Origin of the sequence: Blautia aquisgranensis (assembly GCF_040096615.1) — a bacterium.
Taxonomy (GTDB): domain Bacteria; phylum Bacillota; class Clostridia; order Lachnospirales; family Lachnospiraceae; genus Blautia_A; species Blautia_A aquisgranensis.
The window spans coordinates 73,830-95,870 of sequence record NZ_JBBMEJ010000005.1; the positions used below are offsets into that span (position 1 = coordinate 73,830).

General features: G+C 46.3%; 24 protein-coding genes and 2 pseudogenes. 25 read left to right on the plus strand and 1 reads right to left on the minus strand.

Features of this window, described 5'->3' with window-relative positions:
• The first annotated feature begins 31 nt into the window (after positions 1-31).
• From WMO28_RS05700 to WMO28_RS05800, 21 genes and pseudogenes are all read left to right on the plus strand, one after another.
• Positions 32-223, plus strand: coding sequence for a hypothetical protein (locus WMO28_RS05700; protein ID WP_349056329.1), 192 nt, complete (start codon positions 32-34; stop codon positions 221-223).
• Positions 224-382: 159 nt separating this feature from the next.
• The gene (locus WMO28_RS05705) at positions 383-1,219 is read left to right on the plus strand and encodes a metal-dependent transcriptional regulator (RefSeq protein WP_349056331.1); all 837 of its coding nucleotides are present in this window, start codon (positions 383-385) and stop codon (positions 1,217-1,219) included.
• A gap of 9 nt (positions 1,220-1,228) precedes the next feature.
• A complete protein-coding gene (locus WMO28_RS05710; RefSeq protein WP_178643150.1) occupies positions 1,229-2,062 on the plus strand; it encodes a hypothetical protein in 834 nt (277 codons plus the stop codon).
• Positions 2,063-2,066: 4 nt separating this feature from the next.
• A pseudogene (locus WMO28_RS05715) lies at positions 2,067-3,173 on the plus strand (ABC transporter ATP-binding protein/permease); the annotation flags it as partial.
• Positions 3,166-3,381 (plus strand): hypothetical protein, encoded by a 216-nt coding sequence (locus WMO28_RS05720; protein ID WP_349056332.1) that lies wholly within the window; start codon positions 3,166-3,168, stop codon positions 3,379-3,381. The pseudogene WMO28_RS05715 and the gene WMO28_RS05720, both read left to right, overlap by 8 nt.
• Positions 3,382-3,455: 74 nt before the next feature.
• Positions 3,456-4,296 (plus strand): annotated as a pseudogene (locus WMO28_RS05725) (ABC transporter ATP-binding protein); the annotation flags it as partial.
• 115 nt (positions 4,297-4,411) lie between these two features.
• Positions 4,412-4,879 (plus strand): DUF3990 domain-containing protein, encoded by a 468-nt coding sequence (locus tag WMO28_RS05730; RefSeq protein ID WP_178643148.1) that lies wholly within the window; start codon positions 4,412-4,414, stop codon positions 4,877-4,879.
• The gene (locus WMO28_RS05735; protein WP_178643146.1) at positions 4,863-5,303 is read left to right on the plus strand and encodes a hypothetical protein; all 441 of its coding nucleotides are present in this window, start codon (positions 4,863-4,865) and stop codon (positions 5,301-5,303) included. Before WMO28_RS05730 ends, WMO28_RS05735 begins: the two co-directional genes overlap by 17 nt.
• Before the next feature lie 272 nt (positions 5,304-5,575).
• The gene (gene rimP, locus WMO28_RS05740) at positions 5,576-6,040 is read left to right on the plus strand and encodes a ribosome maturation factor RimP (protein WP_349056333.1); all 465 of its coding nucleotides are present in this window, start codon (positions 5,576-5,578) and stop codon (positions 6,038-6,040) included.
• A 48-nt stretch (positions 6,041-6,088) separates the two neighbouring features.
• The gene (gene nusA, locus WMO28_RS05745) at positions 6,089-7,288 is read left to right on the plus strand and encodes a transcription termination factor NusA (protein WP_178643142.1); all 1,200 of its coding nucleotides are present in this window, start codon (positions 6,089-6,091) and stop codon (positions 7,286-7,288) included.
• On the plus strand, positions 7,288-7,566 hold the full coding sequence (gene rnpM, locus WMO28_RS05750) for an RNase P modulator RnpM (RefSeq protein WP_178643140.1): 279 nt from the start codon (positions 7,288-7,290) through the stop codon (positions 7,564-7,566). Before nusA ends, rnpM begins: the two co-directional genes overlap by 1 nt.
• Positions 7,553-7,870, plus strand: a complete 318-nt coding sequence (locus WMO28_RS05755) for a ribosomal L7Ae/L30e/S12e/Gadd45 family protein (RefSeq protein ID WP_178643138.1) — start codon at positions 7,553-7,555, stop codon at positions 7,868-7,870. Before rnpM ends, WMO28_RS05755 begins: the two co-directional genes overlap by 14 nt.
• 42 nt (positions 7,871-7,912) lie before the next feature.
• Positions 7,913-10,594: a translation initiation factor IF-2 gene (gene infB, locus WMO28_RS05760; RefSeq protein ID WP_349056334.1), complete on the plus strand. Its 2,682-nt coding sequence runs from the start codon at positions 7,913-7,915 to the stop codon at positions 10,592-10,594.
• Positions 10,595-10,606: 12 nt separating this feature from the next.
• Positions 10,607-10,975, plus strand: a complete 369-nt coding sequence (gene rbfA / locus WMO28_RS05765) for a 30S ribosome-binding factor RbfA (protein WP_178643135.1) — start codon at positions 10,607-10,609, stop codon at positions 10,973-10,975.
• 9 nt (positions 10,976-10,984) lie between these two features.
• Positions 10,985-11,941, plus strand: coding sequence for a DHH family phosphoesterase (locus WMO28_RS05770; RefSeq protein WP_349056335.1), 957 nt, complete (start codon positions 10,985-10,987; stop codon positions 11,939-11,941).
• A 6-nt stretch (positions 11,942-11,947) separates the two neighbouring features.
• Entirely contained in the window at positions 11,948-12,838 is an 891-nt protein-coding gene (gene truB / locus WMO28_RS05775) for a tRNA pseudouridine(55) synthase TruB (RefSeq protein WP_349056403.1), read from the plus strand.
• A 27-nt stretch (positions 12,839-12,865) separates the two neighbouring features.
• Positions 12,866-13,765 carry a riboflavin biosynthesis protein RibF gene (ribF, locus tag WMO28_RS05780; protein WP_349056336.1) on the plus strand — a complete coding sequence of 300 codons (900 nt, stop codon included), beginning with the start codon at positions 12,866-12,868 and terminating at the stop codon, positions 13,763-13,765.
• A 154-nt stretch (positions 13,766-13,919) separates the two neighbouring features.
• Positions 13,920-14,186 carry a 30S ribosomal protein S15 gene (gene rpsO / locus WMO28_RS05785; RefSeq protein WP_114001446.1) on the plus strand — a complete coding sequence of 89 codons (267 nt, stop codon included), beginning with the start codon at positions 13,920-13,922 and terminating at the stop codon, positions 14,184-14,186.
• Between the two features lie 212 nt (positions 14,187-14,398).
• A complete protein-coding gene (locus WMO28_RS05790; protein WP_349056337.1) occupies positions 14,399-16,492 on the plus strand; it encodes a polyribonucleotide nucleotidyltransferase in 2,094 nt (697 codons plus the stop codon).
• Positions 16,493-16,495: 3 nt separating this feature from the next.
• The gene (nrdG, locus tag WMO28_RS05795) at positions 16,496-16,987 is read left to right on the plus strand and encodes an anaerobic ribonucleoside-triphosphate reductase activating protein (protein WP_349056338.1); all 492 of its coding nucleotides are present in this window, start codon (positions 16,496-16,498) and stop codon (positions 16,985-16,987) included.
• 42 nt (positions 16,988-17,029) lie between these two features.
• Positions 17,030-17,545: a dCTP deaminase/dUTPase family protein gene (locus WMO28_RS05800; RefSeq protein WP_349056339.1), complete on the plus strand. Its 516-nt coding sequence runs from the start codon at positions 17,030-17,032 to the stop codon at positions 17,543-17,545.
• A gap of 86 nt (positions 17,546-17,631) precedes the next feature.
• On the opposite strand, the gene WMO28_RS05805 is transcribed toward WMO28_RS05800, so the two are convergent.
• On the minus strand, positions 17,632-18,006 hold the full coding sequence (locus WMO28_RS05805; protein WP_178643543.1) for a DUF1292 domain-containing protein: 375 nt from the start codon (positions 18,004-18,006) through the stop codon (positions 17,632-17,634).
• 181 nt (positions 18,007-18,187) lie between these two features.
• Here WMO28_RS05805 and WMO28_RS05810 point away from each other — a divergent pair, with 181 nt between their 5' ends.
• The 4 genes from WMO28_RS05810 to WMO28_RS05825 are packed head-to-tail and all read left to right on the plus strand — an operon-like array spanning position 18,188 to position 22,035.
• Positions 18,188-18,943, plus strand: coding sequence for an exodeoxyribonuclease III (locus WMO28_RS05810; protein WP_349056340.1), 756 nt, complete (start codon positions 18,188-18,190; stop codon positions 18,941-18,943).
• A gap of 25 nt (positions 18,944-18,968) precedes the next feature.
• Complete coding sequence (locus WMO28_RS05815) at positions 18,969-20,894, plus strand: Type II secretory pathway, pullulanase PulA and related glycosidase (RefSeq protein ID WP_349056341.1); 1,926 nt, start codon at positions 18,969-18,971, stop codon at positions 20,892-20,894.
• A complete protein-coding gene (locus WMO28_RS05820) occupies positions 20,845-21,399 on the plus strand; it encodes a DUF5662 family protein (protein ID WP_349056342.1) in 555 nt (184 codons plus the stop codon). The genes WMO28_RS05815 and WMO28_RS05820 overlap by 50 nt, the downstream gene beginning before the upstream one ends.
• Positions 21,400-21,456: 57 nt before the next feature.
• Positions 21,457-22,035 carry a DUF6553 family protein gene (locus WMO28_RS05825; protein WP_178641241.1) on the plus strand — a complete coding sequence of 193 codons (579 nt, stop codon included), beginning with the start codon at positions 21,457-21,459 and terminating at the stop codon, positions 22,033-22,035.
• The last annotated feature ends 6 nt before the right edge of the window (positions 22,036-22,041 follow it).

Sequence of the window (22,041 nt, forward strand, 5' to 3'; positions counted from 1 at the left end):
TGTGCGTTTTGCTTATATGGAGTGATGACTTATGAAACAGCTTGATAATTTTTCTAATCGTCTTATCGTGCTGAAAAAACACAATACATCCGTCCATATATATAATAAGCAGGAAGTGGATGAGATGATCCTTCTCATCCGTGACAGCTTCATTTCGGCTTTTGTGGCTCTTGAGAAAACATTGAGGGAGAAGCTGGCAGAAGCGGAGAGCGACTGGATGTAAATAAAAAAATATAGAGTATATTTTGCCCCACCGACCAGGTACCCCAACCCCGACCGGTGGGGATTTTTTTGCCCTCTTGACAGAAAACCTCCCCATCTCCTATAATGAATTAGACTGAACTAACACAGCCGCAAATATTGATCAGGTTCAGATAAAGAAATGATGAAAACAACATATGAATCCACAGAGGAGCTGGGACGCAGCATGCCTTCTTCCAGAAGGGAAATGGAGGAGGATATGCTGGAGGAGCTTTGCTCCCTTGCGAAAAAAAACGCCCAGGTCACCATCCCGGAGATCTGTGGGCGGATGGAGATGACCAGACGGGAGGTACTGGCCTGCCTGAAACAGCTCACTGCCCAGGGCTATGTAAGAACCGAAGAAAAAAACACCTGCGTCTGCCTCACAGAACTGGGACGGATCCGGGGTGAGGAATGCCGCCACCGCCACGAAACCTTTACCCAGTTTCTGGAGTATGTAGGAGTAGGCAGCCGGACAGCAGAGGAAGATGCCTGCCGTATGGAGCATGTGGCAAGTGAGGAGACGGTGCAGCAGATCTGTAATTTTGTAAATTACGGAAGTACCTTTGAGCGTGTTTTTCGAAACACAGACCTCAGATACCGCTTTGAGCCGGGGGAATATTACTTTCTGATGGGAATTTACTACATGGAAAAAACCTGCCCCAGAAGACTGGCCGGTGAATTTAAGAATTATAAAGAACAGATTCGCCTTCAGGTAGAAAAGGACTCCAGTTTTTTTGAACTGATACCGGAATCACCGGAGGAAAAAAAGCTGATCCTCTGGTATATGGATCCGGAGACTGGCTGGGTCCGCGCCGGGGAAAAAAACGGAAATCCCAGGATCCCTACCGGTATTTTTGAATATTTTATCCGGCATCAGGATCCTGTAGTAGAAGGAACCGCGCTGGTGGCTTTTTTAAGAGAAGGAGAGAAACCGGTGGAGTGGAACAGCCGGGAGCTGGACGTACATATCTGGTAGGAGGAATCAATGGAAAAGAAAAACACGGAAGAACTGATGCATCCATCCATGCTGCAGATCCGCTATCTCTCAGAACTTGCCAGAATCGGCAAAAAAAGAGGCAGTGTGGCACTGATCGCAGACACCTGCGGAGTCAGCCATGGCCCGGTGAGCCGTTTCTTCAAGGAATGTATCGGCGCAGGTTATCTGACAGAAGCTTACGAATTTACAGAAAAAGGAACCCAGGCGCTGAAAACCTATCAGCGGATCTTAAGGGAGGTTGGTCTGTATCTGGAGAGAGTGGGAATCCCGGAAACAGAGATCCCGGAAAAAACAAGACAGCTTGTAGAAAATGTAGACTACAGCCTTCTTATGACCATGACCCGGAATTCCGGACAGGTAAATGAGCCCAGAAACCAGAAAACAGTGGAAGAAGGAACCCCCTATTACCTGGAAAACGTACTGGACAAAGGCCGTTTCGAGGTGGGAATCGCCCTGTACCAGCTGAGAACAGCAAAAGGAACCAGACTGTCCATGGCCAACAATGGTTTTGAGCATCTGGCCTGGATCCGGAACAATAACCGGGGAAGCTGGCTGGAGCTTGTCATAAAAGAGATGCACGCACATTCCAGAATTGATGGTGCGGATATGACAGGAAGACTTTCCTCCCTGAAATATGAAGAGCAGGGACAGCTTCATGAAGCAGTCATCCGGGACGGAAAGGCGCGGATTCCCTTAAGCGCCTGCCGTTTCCTGAAGTCCCGACTGGGAAATGTCAAGGGAATGATCCCCATCACCGTTACCTGCAGTGTGGGAAAAGCCCATATGCCGGAAAGCACTGCACTTCTGATGTTCTGGATGTAAAAGAATTTATACAGGTCTTGGAGATGCTTTTCTGGAAAATCTTCAAGGACTGACCACATTGAAAATCTATCAGGCAGACCAGCAGAAGGCAGATGAGATGGATGCGGAATCCCAGCGTTTCCGCCAGATCACCATGAAGGTGCTGACCATGCAGCTGAATTCCACCAGTGTGATGGATATTGTGGCTTATGGCGGTGCGGCAATAGGAATGGCAGTGGCGGTAACGGAATTTCTCCATGGAAGTCTTTCTCTTTCCGGGACACTGTGCATTGTGCTTCTGGCCAGTGAATTTTTTCTGCCGCTGCGATTGATGGGATCGTTTTTTCATATTGCCATGAACGGTATGGCTGCCAGTGACAAGATTTTCCGGATCCTGGATCTTCCGGAGCCCCCTGCCGGGGAAAAAGTTCTGCCGGATGGCGGTCTGGATATTTCTTTTCAGGATGTGCATTTTTCCTATGAGAAGGACCGTGAGATCCTTGGAGGGATTGATCTTCAGATTTCTGAGGGAAGCTTTGTTTCCCTGGTGGGAGAGTCCGGCTGTGGTAAGAGTACCATTGCGGGAATCCTTTCCGGAAAGAACCGGGAGTTTTCCGGCGATATCCGTATTGGAGGAGTTGCCCTCGGGGACGTTCGTGAGAATCTTCAGATGGCAAAACCGTTCGCAACAGAAAAGGAAATGCGGGAAGTTCTTGAAAAGGTTAATCTGCTGGGGTTTTTGGAAGCACAGAACGGACTGGATACAGTTCTTCTTGAAAAAGCGGGAAATCTTTCCGGTGGACAGTGCCAGAGACTGGTGATCGCCCGGGCACTTCTGAAAGACGCACCGGTTTATATCATGGATGAAGCGACTTCCAACATTGATGTGGAAAGTGAAGAGCTGATCATGAAGGTGATCCACGAGATGGCAAGAACGAAAACGGTGATTCTGATCTCCCACAGACTTGCCAATGTGGTGGAGTCTGATCAGATCTGTTTTCTGAAAAACGGAGAGATAACGGAACGGGGAACACACGAAGAACTGATGAAGCTGTGTGGAGATTACAGTTATCTTTATGAAAGCCAGATCATGCTGGAAAATTATGGGAAAGAGGGTGAGTGCCATGCGTGAGGAGCAGAAAAATAAAGGAGTTTCGGATACAGCTTCCTTAAAACGGAGAAGTTCTTTGGCGATCATGTGCAGCCTGATTGGGCTGGTAAAACCCCTTCTGCATATTATGCTGGCAGCGATCCTTCTGGGAACGCTGAGATATCTGTGCGCGATTTTCTTACAATCCTGGCTGGTCAAGTGGTCATTCGGGGAATTGCAGACAGAATGATCGGAAATGGGATGAATATTCCAGGCGCTTTTATGGAAAACAGCTGGCTTGCAGGAGTACCGGTGAAGAGGATTCTTGCCATGATGGGATCTTTTGGTCCGGTGGTGGCGTTGTCCAGCCTTTCCAATAACCTGAATCAGACTTTGGCAAGCGGTGAGAGGGTGCTTTCACTTCTGGAGGAGAAACCTCTTGTGGAGGAAATTCCGTGGGAGTGTAATGGTCGCGTATATGGGGGTGCTACAGACAGCCGGAAAAAAGAAGCTGCGGGATACGGATTCTCCGGTGCGGAGGCGTCTCATGTGACTTTTGCATATGAAAATGAGACTATATTGGATAATTATTCTCTGAGATTAGAACCGGGAAAGATCACCGGTATCCACGGAGCCAGTGGTTCCGGAAAATCCACACTCTTAAAGCTGCTGATGCGTTTCTGGGATGTAAATGCAGGCAACGTTTCTGTAGACGGCAGTAATGTAAAAGAAATCCCCACACGCAGGCTTCGCGACATGGAAAGTTATGTGACCCAGGAGACTCACCTGTTCCATGATTCCATAGCCAATAATATTGCCATTGCAAAACCAGGCGCAACCCGTGAAGAGATCATGGAGGCCGCAAAAAAAGCTTCCATTCATGAATTCATCGTGACCCTTTCCAAAGGATACGACACGGAAGTGGGAGAACTGGGAGACACCCTCTCCGGTGGCGAAAAACAGAGAATCGGTATCGCAAGAGCCTTCCTCCACGACAGCCCGCTTCTTCTTCTGGACGAGCCAACCTCCAACCTGGATTCCCTGAATGAAGGTATCATTTTGAAGTCTCTGAAAGAGAATAATGCTAACCGTACAGTGGTGTTAGTGTTCTACCATGAATGTGGCGGATGTGGTGTATGAGATGGAGAATGGGAGGGTGTCGTGATACAGATGATCTTAGATGATCTTGTGAGAATAAAATATATTGCGGTTTCTGATATACATTTGCTATAATAGTCCAGGAGATTATTGTGTTAAGTCCAATCTGAAAAGGAGTGCATATGGTTTTATATCATGGAAGTAAAGATATAGTAGAGTATCCGGAAATCAGAAAAGCCCGATTTAACAAAGATTTCTATTTTGGCTTCTATTGTACGAATATCGAAAAACAGGCAGAACGGTGGGCAACAAGGTACGGAGAAAAGGGATACATCAATAAGTACGAGTATACAGAAAATACAGAATTAAAAATTCTTAAATTTGAGAAAATGACAGAAGAATGGCTGGATTTTATTATTTCCTGTCGAAGTGGACAAGCACATCAGTATGATATTGTGGAGGGACCGATGGCAGATGATACAATCTACAATTATCTGCAAAACTATCTGGATGGTAAGATCTCAAGAGCTGCTTTCTGGGAACTGGTAAAATTCAAGTACCCTACACATCAGATCAGTTTTCATACAATCTCGGCACTGGATACTTTGAAATTTGCAGGAAGCGAGGTCGTATATGGCGAAAAAAAATAATAACAGTTTATTTTTTACCTGCAGTCTGATTGAGTATATAGGACGAACCAGAAAACAACATCGGCGGGAAATCACAGATTATCTTGGCAGGGAAAACATAAAGAGAATATACGATTATGCAGATGTATTTCACTGTGAGCCAATACAAAAAGTTGCAACGGAGTTTACGGAGCAATGTAATATTCCGGAAGGAGAATTTGACAATGTATCCATGTGCAGATATACAGTTCCGGATTACTGGGATATTGGAGAAGTATATGAGCGATTAATAGAAGACATATATGATGATGCGGAGATCGAAAAAGGAATATGGGATATTTATCATTCCTGGATTGATGCACATATTTCGGACTATAATACGGACTTTTATTATCAGCCGAGAGATTATATAGCAGCATGTTATAAGGCGGGAGAAATCCTGTAAAAATTCAAAAGTCACTTCTCTGAGGTGGAAAATTCGTGTCGCCATACACCAGAAATGGTTATCAAGAGATGCGAGAGCAGGCATGCTCGCCAGAGAAGCCACTTTACTATAAATCACAATTAACACTTGCAATTAACAAATATTGGTGTTACAATGAACGAAACTAAGAACTTGTTGGCATAGGAGTGGGCGAGAGCCCGCTCCTATTTGCTGAGAAGGAATTTGTTCAGAAATACAGCAACAGCATAAAAAAAGAAAGGCAGGTGGGAAGCATGAGCAGACGGGAAGAATATGAACAGAAAGCAGAGGCGATCCTTACACCGATCGTAGAGTCCAAGGGCTTTGAACTGGTAGATGTGGAATATGTCAAGGAAGCAGGATGCTGGTACCTCCGCGGTTATATTGACAAGCCGGGCGGAATCACAGTAAATGACTGTGAGGATGTAAGCCGTGCCTTCAGTGACATACTGGATGAGCAGGATTTCATCGAGGATAGCTATATTATGGAGATCAGTTCTCCGGGACTTGACAGACCTCTTAAGAAAGAGAAAGATTTTAAGAGAAGCCTTGGCAAGCTGGTGGAGATCCGTACCTACCGGCCGATCGAGAAGCAGAAAGAATTCTGCGGTATTTTAAAAGCATATGATAGTAACAGTGTGACAATTGATGAAGACGGCACAGAACGCACCTTTGAGAAAAAAGATATCGCCCTGATTCGTCTTGCAATCGAATTTTAGTCAGTGAAAAGATCGAATCTGTAAAAATTCAGGAGGAAAAAAAGGAAAATGAGCAGAGATTTAAGAGAAGCGCTGGACGTTCTTGAGAAAGAGAAGAACATCAGTAAGGATACACTGCTGGAGGCAATTGAGCAGTCACTGATCCAGGCATGTAAGAACCATTTCGGAAAGGCAGATAACGTTCACGTTATGATCGATCCGGAGACATGTGATTTCAGTGTTTATGCAGACAGAACTGTAGTAGAGCATGTAGAGGATCCGGCGCTGGAGATTTCTCTGGTGGATGCACAGAAAACAAACACCAATGCAGAGATCGGTGATATTATGAAGGTTGAGATCCAGTCCAAGGAATTCGGACGTATCGCAACTCAGAATGCAAAGAACGTAATCCTTCAGAAGATCCGTGAGGAAGAGAGAAAAGTTCTCTATGATCAGTACTACGGAATCGAAAAAGAAGTCGTAACCGGCATCGTTCAGCGAGTAATGGGCAAAAATGTCAGCATCAATCTTGGTAAGGCAGATGCAGTTCTCACAGAGAACGAGCAGGTAAAAGGCGAGACTTTCCAGCCGACAGAGAGAGTCAAGGTTTATATCCTTGAGGTTAAAGATACACCGAAGGGACCGCGTATCCTGGTTTCCAGAACACATCCGGGCCTTGTAAAGAGACTGTTCGAGTCTGAGGTTGCCGAGGTAAGAGATGGTACTGTTGAGATCAAGAGCATTGCCCGTGAGGCAGGTTCCCGCACCAAGATCGCAGTATGGAGCAACGATCCGGATGTAGATGCAGTTGGAGCATGTGTTGGTATGAACGGTGCACGTGTCGGTGCCGTAGTCAATGAGCTTCACGGTGAGAAGATCGATATCATCAACTGGGATGAGAATCCTGCGATCCTCATTGAAAATGCTTTAAGCCCGGCCAAAGTCATCGCAGTTATGGCAGATCCGGATGAGAAGACTGCACTGGTAGTTGTTCCGGATTATCAGCTCTCCCTTGCAATCGGTAAGGAAGGACAGAATGCACGTCTTGCTGCGAGACTGACAGGATTTAAGATTGACATCAAGAGCGAGACACAGGCAAGAGAGTCCGGTGATTTCTACGATTATGATGAGGAACACGAAGAAGCTGAGAACGCTTCCGAAGAAGTAACAGAGGAGACTGTTTCCGAGGAGACAGAAGACTCTGCGGAAACTTTCGAAGAGACAGAAACAGAAGCTGAAGAGACAGCAGATGGAGATGCCGAGGAATAATGAAAACGAGAAATAAGATTCCCATGCGTCAGTGCACCGGCTGCAGGGAAATGAAAAGCAAAAAGGAAATGATACGAGTTCTGAAAACAGCAGAAAATGATATCATCCTGGACGCTACAGGCAAGAAGAACGGACGCGGCGCATACCTTTGTTTCTCAGAGGAATGCCTGGAAAAAGCCATGAAGAATCACGGCCTGGAGCGTTCCTTGAAAATGGCAGTTCCGGATGAAGTGTATCAGAGCCTTAAAAAGGAGTTTGAGTCAATTGGAAAACAATAAGGTTTTATCACTCATCGGACTTGCAACAAAAGCAGGAAAAACCGTAAGCGGAGAATTTTCTACGGAGAAATCCGTAAAAACAGGAAAAGGCTTCCTTGCACTGGTGGCAGATGATGCCTCCGAAAATACAAAAAAGAAATTTCGGAATATGTGCACTTATTACGAGGTTCCGTTATATTTCCTTTCAGACAAAGAGAGCCTGGGCAGAGCTATGGGAAAAGAATTCCGTGCCAGCCTTGCCGTGCAGGACGAAAATTTTGCAAAGGCGATCATCAAAGCGCTGGAGAAGGAATCCGGCAGATAACCCAAAGGCTTTGAGGTCTGTAAGGAGGTTTGACTTATAGTAATGTTAAAAGATAAATCAGTTAGATCGGGAAAGGAGCAAAATAGACAATTGGATACTCCAAAAACAGAAGAAAAGACAACAACGGTGAATGCAGAGGGTAACAAGTCTGAGGCACCGAAAAAGAAAAAAAATATCATTCGTGTATTCCACGCACAGAACGCAAGCGATGGCGGTAAAGGAAGAAGAAAACCGGCAGCAGGCGAGAAAAAAGGTCCGGCACGTTCCCAGAACGGCGGTCAGAGAAGCGCAGGTCAGAACACAAGGAACGGTGAGTCCGGTGAGCAGAGAAACGCTCAGGGCGGAGCAAACCGTACACAGGGCACAAGAACACAGGGAAGCCGTCCGGAAGGAAGAAGAGACGGAAACCGTGACGGAAGAAGCTTCGAGGGAAGAAGAGACGGTGGAAACCGTTTCGGAAACCGTTCCCAGAATGGCGAGGGACGTCCGGCAAGACAGGGCGAAGGAAACAGAGGCCCGCGTCAGAATGACAACCGTGGCGGAAATCGTTTCGGTGGCGGAGCAAACCGTGGCCAGGGAGGTCAGGGCGGAAGCTTTGAAGGAAGAAGAGACGGAAACCGTTTCGGCGGCGGAGCAAACCGTGGTCAGGGAGGCCAGGGCGGACGCTCTGAAGGCGGAAGAGGCGGAGATAACCGTTTCGGAGGACAGAACCGCGGAGGTCAGGGCGGACAGCGTCTGGGACAGAAAAGAAGCAGTTCTTCTGATTCCGTATTCACACCGGAGCTGACCAAGACTTCCAAGGACAGCAAGCGCGAGCGTGACAGAGAGAATAAGAATAAGAAAAAAGATTTCGATAAAGGAAATCAGGGCGGACGCAGACCAAATCAGGGCGGACGCAGACCGAATTCCAGAATCCCGAAGGCTCTTCAGAAACCGAATCCACAGCCGAAGCAGGAAGAGAAGAAACCAGAGATCAAGGAGATCACAATTCCGGAGAAGCTTACCATCCGTGAGCTTGCAGATGCAATGAAGATGCAGCCATCCGTGATCGTGAAGAAGCTTTTCATGGAAGGCGTCATGGTAACAGTAAACCAGGAGATCGACTTCGATAAAGCAGAGGAGATCGCACTTGGCTTTGATATCATCGCTGAGAAGGAAGAGAAGGTTGATGTGATCGCAGAGCTTCTGAAAGAGGACGAAGAGGATGAGGACGATATGGTTCCAAGACCTCCGGTAGTCTGCGTTATGGGTCATGTCGATCATGGTAAAACATCCCTCCTGGATGCGATCCGTAATACAAACGTAACAAGAGGAGAGGCCGGCGGAATCACACAGCACATCGGTGCTTATGTGGTAAATGTCAAAGGTCAGAAGATCACATTCCTGGATACACCGGGACATGAGGCATTCACAGCTATGCGTATGCGTGGTGCCAATGCTACAGATATCGCAGTACTTGTTGTTGCAGCAGACGACGGTGTTATGCCACAGACTGTAGAGGCGATCAGTCATGCAAAAGCAGCTGGTGTTGAGATTATCGTTGCCATCAACAAGATCGATAAGCCAAGCGCAAATGTAGAACGTGTAAAACAGGAACTTTCCGAGTATGAGCTGATTCCGGAGGACTGGGGCGGAAGCACTATCTTTGTTCCGGTATCTGCACATACAGGTGAAGGAATCGAGAACCTTCTTGAGATGATCCTTCTTACAGCAGAGGTTTCCGAGCTGAAAGCAAATCCGAACCGTGAGGCAAGAGGTCTTGTTATTGAGGCACAGCTTGACAAAGGTAAAGGACCGGTTGCTACAATCCTTGTTCAGAAGGGAACACTTCATGTAGGTGATTTCATTGCAGCCGGTGCATGCAACGGTAAAGTACGTGCAATGATGGATGATAAGGGACGCCGCGTAAAAGAGGCTGGTCCGTCCACACCGGTTGAGATCCTTGGTCTTGGCGATGTTCCGAATGCAGGTGAGATCCTGATGTCCTTCGAAAGCGATAAGGAAGCCAAGAACTTTGCAGGCGCATTCGTTACAGAGAACAAGAGCCGTCTTCTTGAGGAGACAAAAGGCAAGCTTTCTCTTGATAATCTGTTTGACCAGATTCAGGCAAGCGATCTGAAAGAGCTCCCGATCATCGTCAAAGCTGATGTACAGGGTTCTGTTGAGGCGGTTAAGCAGAGTCTTACCAAGCTTTCCAATGAGGAAGTTGTGGTTAAGGTTATCCATGGTGGTGTAGGTGCCATCAATGAGTCTGATGTCAGCCTCGCTGCAACATCCAATGCGATCATCATCGGATTTAATGTACGTCCGGATTCCACAGCGAAACAGCTTGCGGAGCAGGAGGGCGTAGACCTTCGTCTTTACAAAGTCATCTATCAGGCAATCGAGGATGTGGAAGCTGCCATGAAGGGTATGCTGGATCCTGTATTCGAGGAGAAGGTTATCGGTCATGCAGAGGTTCGTCAGCTTTTCAAGGCATCTGGTGTGGGAACTATCGCAGGAAGCTATGTGCTAGATGGTACATTCCAGCGTAACTGCAAGGTTCGTATCACAAGAGGCGAGGAGCAGATCTACGAGGGCGAGCTTGCATCCCTTAAGAGATTTAAAGATGATGTCAAGGAAGTACGTGCAGGATATGAGTGTGGTCTTGTATTCAATGACTTTAATGATATCAAGGAAGAGGATAAAGTCGAAGCATATATCATGGTAGAGGTACCAAGATAGGAGTGACTTGAAATGAGAAAAAACAGCATTAAAAATACACGTGTGAATGGTGCAGTTCTGAAAGAACTCAGCACCATCATACACGGAGAGATCAAGGATCCCAGAATTCATCCGATGACTTCTGTGACAGCTGTGGAGGTTGCACCGGATCTTAAAACCTGTAAGGCTTACATCAGTGTGCTGGGTGAGAAACAGGCAAAAGATTCCACGATTCGCGGACTGAAGAACGCAGAGGGCTATATCAGGAGAGAGCTGGCCAGAAGACTGAATCTCCGAAATACACCGGAGATCCGTTTTGTTCTGGATGAGTCTATTGAATATGGCGTAAATATGTCAAAGAAGATCAATGACGTAATGAGTGGGATGGAAACAGAGGAATAGGTGGAAAAAATGAAAAACATTTCAGAAATACTGGAAAATGTAAAAACCGTAGGCATCGGCGGACATATCCGTCCGGATGGCGACTGCATCGGTTCCTGTATGGGTCTGTACCTTTATATCCGGAAGTATTTTCCGGATATTGAGGCAGATGTTTACCTGGAAGATCCGAAGCCTGTATTTGATTACATTGACAGAATGGATGAGGTTAAGACAGAAGCAGAGGATGAGAAGGTGTACGACCTTTTTATCACTTGTGATGTCAGTGCGCTGGACCGGCTTGCAGTTGCCAGAAAATATTTTGACACAGCAAAGAAAACTGCCTGCATTGATCATCATGTGAGCAACAGCGGATTTGCAGATGTCAACCATGTAAAAGGCGACATCGGATCTGCCTGTGAGGTTCTTTACGGACTTCTGGATGCAGATAAGATCAATCGTTCTATTGCAGTTCCGCTCTATACAGGAATGGCTCACGATACCGGCGTATTTCAGTATTCTTCCACAACACCGGAAACCATGCGGATCGCCGGTGAGCTGATGAAAACAGGATTCGATTTCAGCAAGATCATTGATGAATCCTTTTACCAGAAAACGTATATTCAGAATCAGGTTATGGGTCGTGTCTTGGCAGAGAGTATTCTGCTTCAGAACGGCAAGTGCGTAGTCGGATATCTGAAAAGAAGAGAGATGGATTTCTACGGTGTGGAAGGAAAGGATCTGGAGGGAATCGTAAGCCAGCTCCGTCTTACCGCAGGCGTGGAGGTTGCGATCTTTATCTATGAGATGGAGACACAGCACTTCAAAGTATCTCTTCGTTCCAACGGCAAAGTAGATGTAAGTAAGATCGCTGTATTTTTTGCCGGCGGCGGACATGTACGTGCAGCGGGCTGCGATATGCAGGGCTCCATGTATGATGTCATCAACAATCTTACTGCCGAGATTGAAAAACAGCTTGCAGAGGAGTAAAAACTGATCATGGATGGAATACTTGTGATCCGTAAGGAAAAAGGTTATACCTCACATGATGTTGTTGCAAAGCTGCGTGGAATTCTTCACATGAAAAAGATCGGCCATACAGGAACCCTGGATCCGGCGGCAGAGGGAGTACTTCCCGTTGCGCTGGGCAGAGGAACCCGTCTGGTAGAGCTTCTTACCGAAAAAGAAAAAAACTACGAAACGGTTCTGAGACTTGGAGTTACCACAGATACGCAGGATATGACCGGAACGGTTCTTTGTGAGAAGCCGGTCACTGTCACAGAAGAGGACGTACGGAAAACCGTAGAATCTTTTGTGGGAGAGCAAATGCAGGTTCCGCCGATGTACTCTGCATTGAAGGTGAACGGAAAGAAGCTTTACGAGCTGGCCAGAGAAGGAAAAACCATAGAGCGTAAACCGCGCCCTGTGGTTTTTTATGAGATAAGGATACTGGATATGAGCCTTCCGCTGGTGCGCTTAAGCGTTACCTGCAGTAAGGGAACCTATATCCGTACGCTTTGCAATGATATCGGAGAAGCTTTGGGCTGTGGCGGTGCCATGGAAGAGCTGCTTCGGACCAGATCCGGAAACTTTACACTGGAAGAAAGTATGACACTTTCCCAGGTTGAGGAAGCTATGGCAGATGGAACCATAGAAGAAAAAATCGTTCCCATAGAGGAAGTGCTTTCCATGTATCCGGCACTTACCTGTACCCCGGAGGGAGACAGACTTCTTCATAACGGAAATCCGATTCCGGAGGAACTGGTGCAGAATGGCACCCGGGAGAAAAATGTCCGGATGTATAGAAGTAACGGAAATTTCACAGGAATATACGGCTGGGATGAGAAAAAACAGAAATACGTTCCGGTACGAATGTTCTTTGTATAAAAACTTGCAGGAGAAATACTGGCAGATATGGAATACTTGAAGATTGACGGAGAATTCCCGCGCCTTTCCAAGAGTGCGGTAACATTAGGTAAATTTGACGGCATACACAGAGGGCACCAGAAGCTGGTGGAAAAGATCCTGGAGCAGAAGGAAAAAGGTCTGCAGACTGTGCTCTTTTCGCTGGGGATCGGCAGCCAGATGATCTTCACAAAAGAAGAACGCTGCCATATCCTTGAAAAGGCAGGCGTAGATGTTCTGGTGGAATGCCCTTTAGATACCAGGATCCGCCACATGAAAGCGGAAACTTTTATAAAAGAGATCCTGGTTGGAGATCTTCAGGCAGAGCATGTAGCAGTAGGTGAGGATTTCCGGTTCGGATATGAGCGCAAGGGCTCTCCGGAATTACTGGAGGAAATGGGAAAAAAGCTTGGCTTTTCCGTGGACATCCTTCCAAAAGAAATGGATGGCCGCAGAAAGATCAGCAGTACCTTCATCCGCGAGGAGCTGAAGCGTGGCAATATGGAAAAGGTCAATAACCTTCTGGGATTTCCTTTTTTTGTGGACGGAGTGATTGAGCATGGCAGAGGAATGGGCCACAAAGTACTCCTTCCAACGACCAACATCGTTCCGGCAAAAGAAAAACTGATGCCGCCAAACGGTGTCTATGATACTGTGTCCCATTTTAAGGACAGAACCCTTTACGGAATCACCAATATAGGATATAAACCTACCATAGGTGAGAAATTTCTGGGAGTGGAGACTTATCTCTTTGACTGTGAGGAGAATCTGTACGGAGAACCCTGCAGAGTAGAATTTCTTCACTATTCAAGACCTGAGAAACGTTTTTCTTCCATAGAGGCGCTGAAACAGCAGCTTCTTAAGGATGCGGAGAAAGGAAAGGCATATTTCCAGAGCCTTGAGAAATAAAAAAATCAGAAAAACTTTTCGAAAAAAACAGTTTACACGGAAGTAACCGTGTGCTATACTGTTCGAGGTGAAAAAAGCCAGTATTCAGAAGCCGGAATCTCCGACCACTTCTTAATACCCGGCGTTTAATTAAAAATTCAAGGAGGAAACAACAATGATTTCTAAAGAGAAAAAAGCAGCGATCATGAAAGAGTATGCAAGAACAGAGGGTGACACAGGTTCACCGGAGGTTCAGGTTGCAGTTCTTACAGCAAGAATCCAGGAGCTCACAGAGCATCTTAAAACACACCACAAAGATCATCATTCCAGAAGAGGTCTTCTGAAAATGGTAGGTCAGAGACGTGGCCTTCTTGCTTACCTTAAGAAAACAGACATCGAAAGATACCGTGCACTGATTGAGAAATTAGGTTTAAGAAAATAATTGCTACGGGAGGGGCGGATGATTCCATCCGCCCCGTTTTTACCATGTGTGGGTAAACACACATATGGAATTACCGCAGGAGCGATTTCCGAGACTACTGAAAAGCCCATTTCCGGTCGAGATATTTTTTAATCCCAAAGGAAGTGGCCTTTTCAGTTGTTTCGGGCTCCTGTCAGATTAAGAATATTATTTAACAGAAAAGGAGAACGAATATGTACAAAAGTTATTCCATGGAACTTGCAGGAAGAACACTGACTGTAGATATCGGACGTGTTGCCAAACAGGCAAACGGTGCTGCTCTTATGCACTACGGCGATACCACAGTACTTGCTACAGCTACCGCATCCAAAGAGCCAAGAGAGGGAATCGATTTCTTCCCGCTGAGCGTTGAGTATGAGGAGAAGATGTACGCAGTAGGAAAGATCCCGGGAGGTTTCAATAAGAGAGAGGGTAAGGCAAGCGAGCATGCAATCCTTACTTCCCGTGTTATCGACCGTCCGATGCGTCCACTGTTCCCGAAGGATTACAGAAATGACGTAACACTGGTAGACATGGTTATGTCTGTAGACCCTGAGTGTAATCCGGAGATCCCGGCTATGCTTGGTTCCTCTATCGCAACCTGTATTTCCGACATTCCGTTTGACGGACCTTGTGCAACAACACAGGTTGGTATGATCGACGGCGAGTTTATCATCAACCCGACACTTGCTCAGAAGGCAGTTTCTGATCTTCAGCTTACTGTAGCTTCCACAAGAGAGAAAGTCATCATGATCGAGGCCGGAGCTAACGAGATTCCGGAAGACAAGATGATCGAAGCAATCTACAAGGCTCATGAAGTAAACCAGGAGATCATCAAATTTATCGACAAGATCGTTGCAGAGTGCGGAAAAGAGAAACATTCCTACGAATCCTGTGCAGTTCCGCAGGAACTGTTCGATGAGATCAAGAAGATCGTTCCTCCGGAAGAGATGGAGGTTGCCGTATTCTCCGATGACAAGCAGACACGTGAGAATAACATCAGCGAGATCACAGACAAGCTGAAAGAAGCTTTTGCAGATAATGAGGAGTGGCTTGCAGTTCTTGGTGAGGCTGTGTACCAGTACCAGAAGAAGACTGTACGTAAGATGATTCTCAAAGATCACAAACGTCCGGACGGACGTGAGATCAGACAGATCCGTCCGCTGGCAGCAGAGACAGATATCATCCCGAGAGTTCATGGTTCTGCCATGTTCACAAGAGGACAGACACAGATCTGTACTGTTACCACACTGGCTCCTCTTACAGAGGCACAGCGTCTTGACGGACTGGATGAGTTCGAGACATCCAAGAGATATATGCATCACTATAACTTCCCGTCATACTCTGTAGGTGAGACAAAACCTTCCAGAGGACCGGGACGTCGTGAGATCGGTCACGGAGCACTTGCTGAGAGAGCACTGGTACCGGTACTTCCTACAGAGGAAGAGTTCCCGTATGCGATCCGTACTGTATCTGAGACATTTGAGTCCAATGGTTCCACATCACAGGCAAGTATCTGTGCATCTACCATGTCACTGATGGCTGCAGGTGTACCGATCAAGAAACCGGTTGCAGGTATCTCCTGCGGACTTGTTACAGGCGACACAGACGATGATTACATCGTTCTTACAGATATCCAGGGACTTGAGGACTTCTTCGGAGATATGGACTTCAAGGTAGCCGGAACACATGACGGAATCACAGCAATCCAGATGGATATCAAGATCCATGGTCTTACAAGACCGATCGTTGAGGAAGCAATCCGCAGAACAAAAGAGGCAAGAGAGTACATCCTGACAGAGGTTATGGAGAAATGCATCGACAAGCCTCGTACATCCGTTGGCGAGTTTGCTCCGAAGATCATCCAGATCCAGATCGATCCGCAGAAGATCGGTGATGTTGTAGGCCAGAGAGGAAAGACTATCAATACCATTATCGAGCGCACAGGCGTGAAGATCGATATCACAGATGACGGTGCAGTTTCCATCTGCGGAACAGATCAGAAGGGTATGGATGAGGCGAAGCGCATGATCGAGATCATCACTACTGATTTTGAGGCAGGACAGATCTTTACAGGCCGCGTAGTCAGCATCAAAGAGTTCGGTGCTTTCCTTGAGTTTGCACCTGGCAAGGAGGGAATGGTACACATTTCCAAGATTTCCAAACAGAGAATCAACCGTGTTGAGGATGTTCTTACACTTGGCGACAAGGTTAAGGTTATCTGCCTTGGTAAGGATAAGATGGGAAGAATCAGCTTCAGCATGAAGGATGTACCGGAAGAAGCATAAATTATGAGATATCACAATATTACCAAGGACGATATGTTAAACGGAGACGGACTTCGTGTAGTACTCTGGGTGGCCGGGTGTTCCCACGGCTGCCGGGAGTGCCAGAATCCCATAACCTGGGATCCTGCCGGAGGCCTTCCTTTTACGGACAGCGAGCGCGCTGAGATATTTGCAGAGCTGGACAAGGATTATATCAGCGGAATCACTTTTTCAGGCGGAGATCCGCTGCACCCTTCCAATATCGCTGAGGTAACAGCTCTTGCAAGAGAGATCAGAGAGAAGTATCCGGACAAGACGATCTGGCTGTATACAGGCTCTCTGTGGGAAGAGATCCAGGAGTACGAGATCGTCCGTTATCTGGATGTATGTGTTGACGGCGAATTTCAGGTAGAACGAAAAGAAGTTCTTCTGAAATGGTGTGGTTCCGCCAACCAGAGAGTAATCAATGTACCTGCAACACTGCGTGAGGGCAGGGTTGTCCTTTATGTAGACTGAGAAAGCAGATAAACCTGGAACAGCGAATAAGAGGGAGACTTTATGAAACGAATCGCAAAATTTCACAAAGTGAGTTTTGAGCAGTTTGCAAAAGACTGGAAAGATACATTTGGAGAGATTACGGAAGAAAAACTCCAGAATATCTATGAGAACCTGAAGCTTCCGAAGAGAGCAACAACAGGAAGTGCAGGATATGATTTCTATGCGCCGGTGGATGTAACCATGAAACCGGGTGAGATCGTCAAGATTCCTACAGGAATCCGTGTGGAAATGGAAGAAGGATGGGTCTTAAAATGCTATCCGAGAAGCGGACTGGGATTCAAATTCCGTCTGCAGCTGAATAATACGGTTGGAATTATTGACAGTGACTATTTCTTTTCTGATAACGAGGGTCATATCTTTGCGAAGCTGACTAACGATACAAGAGAAGATAAAACAATTCAGATTCCGGCAGGAACAGGTTTCATGCAGGGAATCTTCGTAGAGTATGGAATTACAGTGGATGATGATGCGGAAGCTGTAAGAAATGGCGGTTTTGGAAGTACTACAAAAGCATAAATAAAAGATATAAGAATAAGCCCGGGAAGAAGACTGATCTTCAGATCCCGGGCTTATTTCATATCATCGATAAAATTGAAAAAATGTTAGTTGAGAGGTGCATTAGCTTCCTCATCTGCACGTGCTTTCTCGATCACTGCATCGAAAGCAGCAGCAGCTGCCGCGTATTCATCGTCATCCTCAATATTGGCAAGCATCGGATCTCCCTCCGGTGTGCGTGAGAAGCTGTAAAGATATACTTCGCCGCTCTCATTCTGACCGTTCTCATCCAGTGGAAGAAGTGCGATATATTCGTTCTTCTCAACCGGGAAGATCGTGAGGATGGCACATTCTACCTCTGTGTCGTCATCCATGGTCAGTGTGATGGTGTGATGTGCCTCATCAACCTTATTACTGCAGCCTGCTGTACAGGAAGCACAGTCGCTTGGACTGCAGCTGTTGCTGTTGAATTCATCGCTCATAAAATAAACCCTCCGTTCTGATTATAACTGTCCCCGGATAATAAGGGACCGTGTGCGTGATATAAAAAACATTTTAACAGATAAAACACCCGACAGCAATAAAATCTTTTATACAAATATTTTTTGCTTAATCCGTCAATGTGAGATATAATAAAAACATGACGAAAAGGAGAAAAAATTTATGAAATTAATTTCCTGGAATGTAAATGGAATCCGGGCCTGTATCACCAAAGGCTTTGAGGAACGGTTTCGTGAGCTGGATGCAGATGTATTCTGCCTTCAGGAGACGAAATGCCAGCAGGGACAGGTGAAACTGGAACTTCCCGGTTATCATCAGTATTGGAATTATGCCAACCGAAGAGGCTATTCAGGTACCGCTGTTTTTACGAAGAAGGAGCCGATGTCTGTAGTTTATGGAATTGGAATTGAGGAGCATGACAAGGAAGGCCGTGTGATCACACTGGAATTTGAGAATTATTACTTTGTCACCGTATATACACCGAATTCACAGAGTGAATTAAGAAGACTGGAATACCGTATGGAATGGGAACGGGATTTTCTGGACTATCTTCTCGGACTTCAGGAGAAGAAGCCTGTGATCTGCTGTGGCGATCTCAACGTGGCACATCAGGAGATCGACCTTAAAAATCCAAAAACAAACCGTAAAAATGCAGGTTTTACAGATGAAGAAAGAGCATGCTTTACCAGAGTGCTTGAGAGTGGATTTATTGATACTTTCCGTTATTTTTATCCGGATAAAGAGGGAGTTTACTCCTGGTGGTCTTACCGTTTCAAGGCAAGAGAGAAGAATGCAGGATGGCGTATCGATTATTTCCTGACATCTCCATCTTTGAAAGATAGACTTCAGGATGCGAAGATCCATGGGGAGATCATGGGATCCGATCATTGTCCGGTAGAACTGGATATTGAACTATAAAAAAGAAAAAAAGGAGGGGATTCCCTTGGCGAGCCGCAGACTAGGAAAAGTTGAGAGAGGCTATCCGCTGATACTTGGAGCTAATAAAGTAGAGGGTGGTTATAATTTTGCAGTGGAGGCTTCGGAAACTTCTGAAGTGTCCCTGCTTCTGTATAAAAAAAGAGGAACAGCCACACCGGTGGAGATCGTTTTTCCGGAGGATTTTCATACAGGCCGTGTGTGGGCACTGAAGCTTGCGGATGTTTCCCTGAAGGATTACGAATACAACTACAGGATTGACGGAGAGATCGTACAGGATCCTTATGCGTATGGGCTTAAAGGAAGAGAACATTTTGGTGCGCCCTTTGATCCGGAGAAGGAGGTACGCTGCCGTTTCCTTACGGAAGATATTTCCGGTTGGGAAGAGGAGAGTGCACCGGCTGTTGAATACGACAATATGATCCTGTATAAGCTTCATGTGCGTGGATACACAAAGCTTGCCAGAAAACAGGTATCTCATAAGGGGACTTTTCTTGGACTGACCGAGATGATTCCTTACTGGAAGGAGCTGGGGATCAATGCCATTGAACTGATGCCGGCCTATGAATTCTGTGAGGTTCCTGCCGGAAAAGATGAAAAAGGCAGTGAGCATATCAAGACCCGCCGTAGAGAGAATGTGGTGAATTACTGGGGATATGCGCCGGGATTTTATTTCAGCCCGAAGAGTGCTTACTGCAGTACCAGGGAACCGGAGCAGGAATTCCGATATCTGATCCGGGAGCTTCATAAGAATGACATCGCCTGTATCATGGAGTTTTATTTTCCGGAGGGAACGGACAGCATGATAGCACTTCGGGCACTGCAGTTCTGGAGAGCTTTTTATCATGTGGATGGATTCCATGTGTTAGGTGAGGGAGCCAACCGGGAAATGCTTCTCCGTGACGGCATCCTTTCCGGGGCAAAAATGATCTTTCAGGGCTTTGATTTTGATCAGTTTTACAGAGGAAAATTTCCGGATAAACGCTGCGGCGCGGAGAGCAATATGAACTTCCTTCAGGATATGCGTCGTTTTCTTAAGAGCGATGAAGGTATGGTGGAGGCAGCAGCATGGCATATCCGCCATAACAGTGAGAATCATGGTGTGATCAACTATATGGTGTGCCAGGACGGTTTCACTATGAATGATCTGGTAAGCTATAATTACAAGCATAACGAGGCAAATGAGGAAGGAAATCAGGACGGAAGCAGCTACAATTATTCCTGGAACTGCGGGATCGAAGGCCCAAGCCGTAAGATTTCCGTGCGTCAGATGCGGGAACGCCAGATGAAGAATGCCTTTCTGATGATGCTTTTAAGCCAGGGAGTTCCGATGATCTATAACGGCGATGAGTTCGGCAATTCCCAGGGTGGTAATAACAATGCTTACTGCCAGGATAATGTTACAGGCTGGATCGACTGGAAGGGACTTAGCCGGAACCGTGAGCTGTATGAATTTGTAAAGGATGCCATTTCTTTCCGGAAGGATCATCCGGTGCTTCATATGGCGAGAGAGCTTAAAGGTGTGGATTACCTTACAAAAGGTTTCCCGGATGTATCGCTGCATGGTGAGCGTGCATGGTATTTAAGCTATGAGAACACCAGCCGCCTTCTTGGGCTTATGTATTATGGCGCATATGCAAGAGAGGAAAACGATCAGAAGGCTTCTGAGGATGATTTTATCTATGTAGGCTATAATTTCCACTGGGAGAACCGGAGACTGGCACTTCCGAACCTTCCGGATGGTATGTGCTGGAAAAAAATTACCGATACATCTTTCTATGGAGAAGGCTTCCATGTGAAAGACGCAGAAGAATATAAGAAAACGATCGAAATAGGCCCGCGTGCCATTGTGGTGCTTCTGGGCAGACAGGAGGCAAAAAAAGATGCAGGCATGGCACACGTTGCTGCACTTCAAGACGATCACCAGGCATAAGCTTCTGGTAATGAAATACTGTTTCCGCATTGGACTGTACAAGCAGGGACTGCTTCACGATCTGTCCAAATATTCGCCAACGGAATTTCTGGTAGGCTGTAAGTATTATCAGGGAACAAGAAGCCCCAATAATGCAGAGCGGGAGGCAACCGGAGTTTCCATGTCCTGGCTGCATCACAAAGGCAGGAACAAGCATCATTTTGAGCACTGGGTGGACTATTCCCTTGATGGAGAACATGTGATCATGGGAGCCAGAATGCCGAAAAAATATGTGGCAGAGATGGTCATGGACCGGATCAGTGCATCCAGAAATTATCTGGGGGATGCCTATACCCATCATGAACCGCTGGATTATTTTCTGAAAAGCAAGGAGAAGCTCTGGTTCATCCATCCACAGACAAAGAAAGAACTGGAGGGACTTTTGAGGATTCTGGACAGATACGGAGAAGATAAGGCATTATGGTATATCCGGAATGTATATCTGGGTAAAGGCAGAAAAAGATAGGGGTATATTTTTCGAAAGCAGTCTGATATAATATTCAGATATCAGGAGGAAGAATGAATGGACACACCAACAATTGCGAAATACTATAGAGAGAAAGAGCCCATGGAACGACTGAAGCTTCTGGAGCAGTCCATTGCGGCAGAGGAAGATCCGGAAGGAAATAAAGTCCGTAAGGAGCTGTGGGATATCCGCTACAGCGATAAATCTGAGGTGAAAGGCACAAGAGCAGATGGCTTCCTTGCCCTCTGGATGACTTTGGAATTTAACCGGAATTCCGGTTCCAGATTTTTCGGAACAAGAAGTGCAAAAAAAGATATCAACAAATATCTCAAAAAACTGAAATTCCAGGAGCTTCAGGAGAAGGGTGGCCTTTATGAAGAGCTTCTTTATCGTGAATGCTGCCATATGGTTCTGGTCTACATGGACCTCTGCCAGACAGATAAGTCCTATAACACAACACTTTGCGGACTGATCCATATTAAAGAGGACAGCGCGAAGGCCAAGCTCCAGAGAGATATCCAGGAGACTGCAGTACAGCTTCCGGGAAATCTTGGAATGGAAGCAGAGCTTGGAATCATCACAAGAGCTGCCAGAGAGATCTACAGGCAGTACTATCCGAACGAAGGAAACATTTAGGGAGCG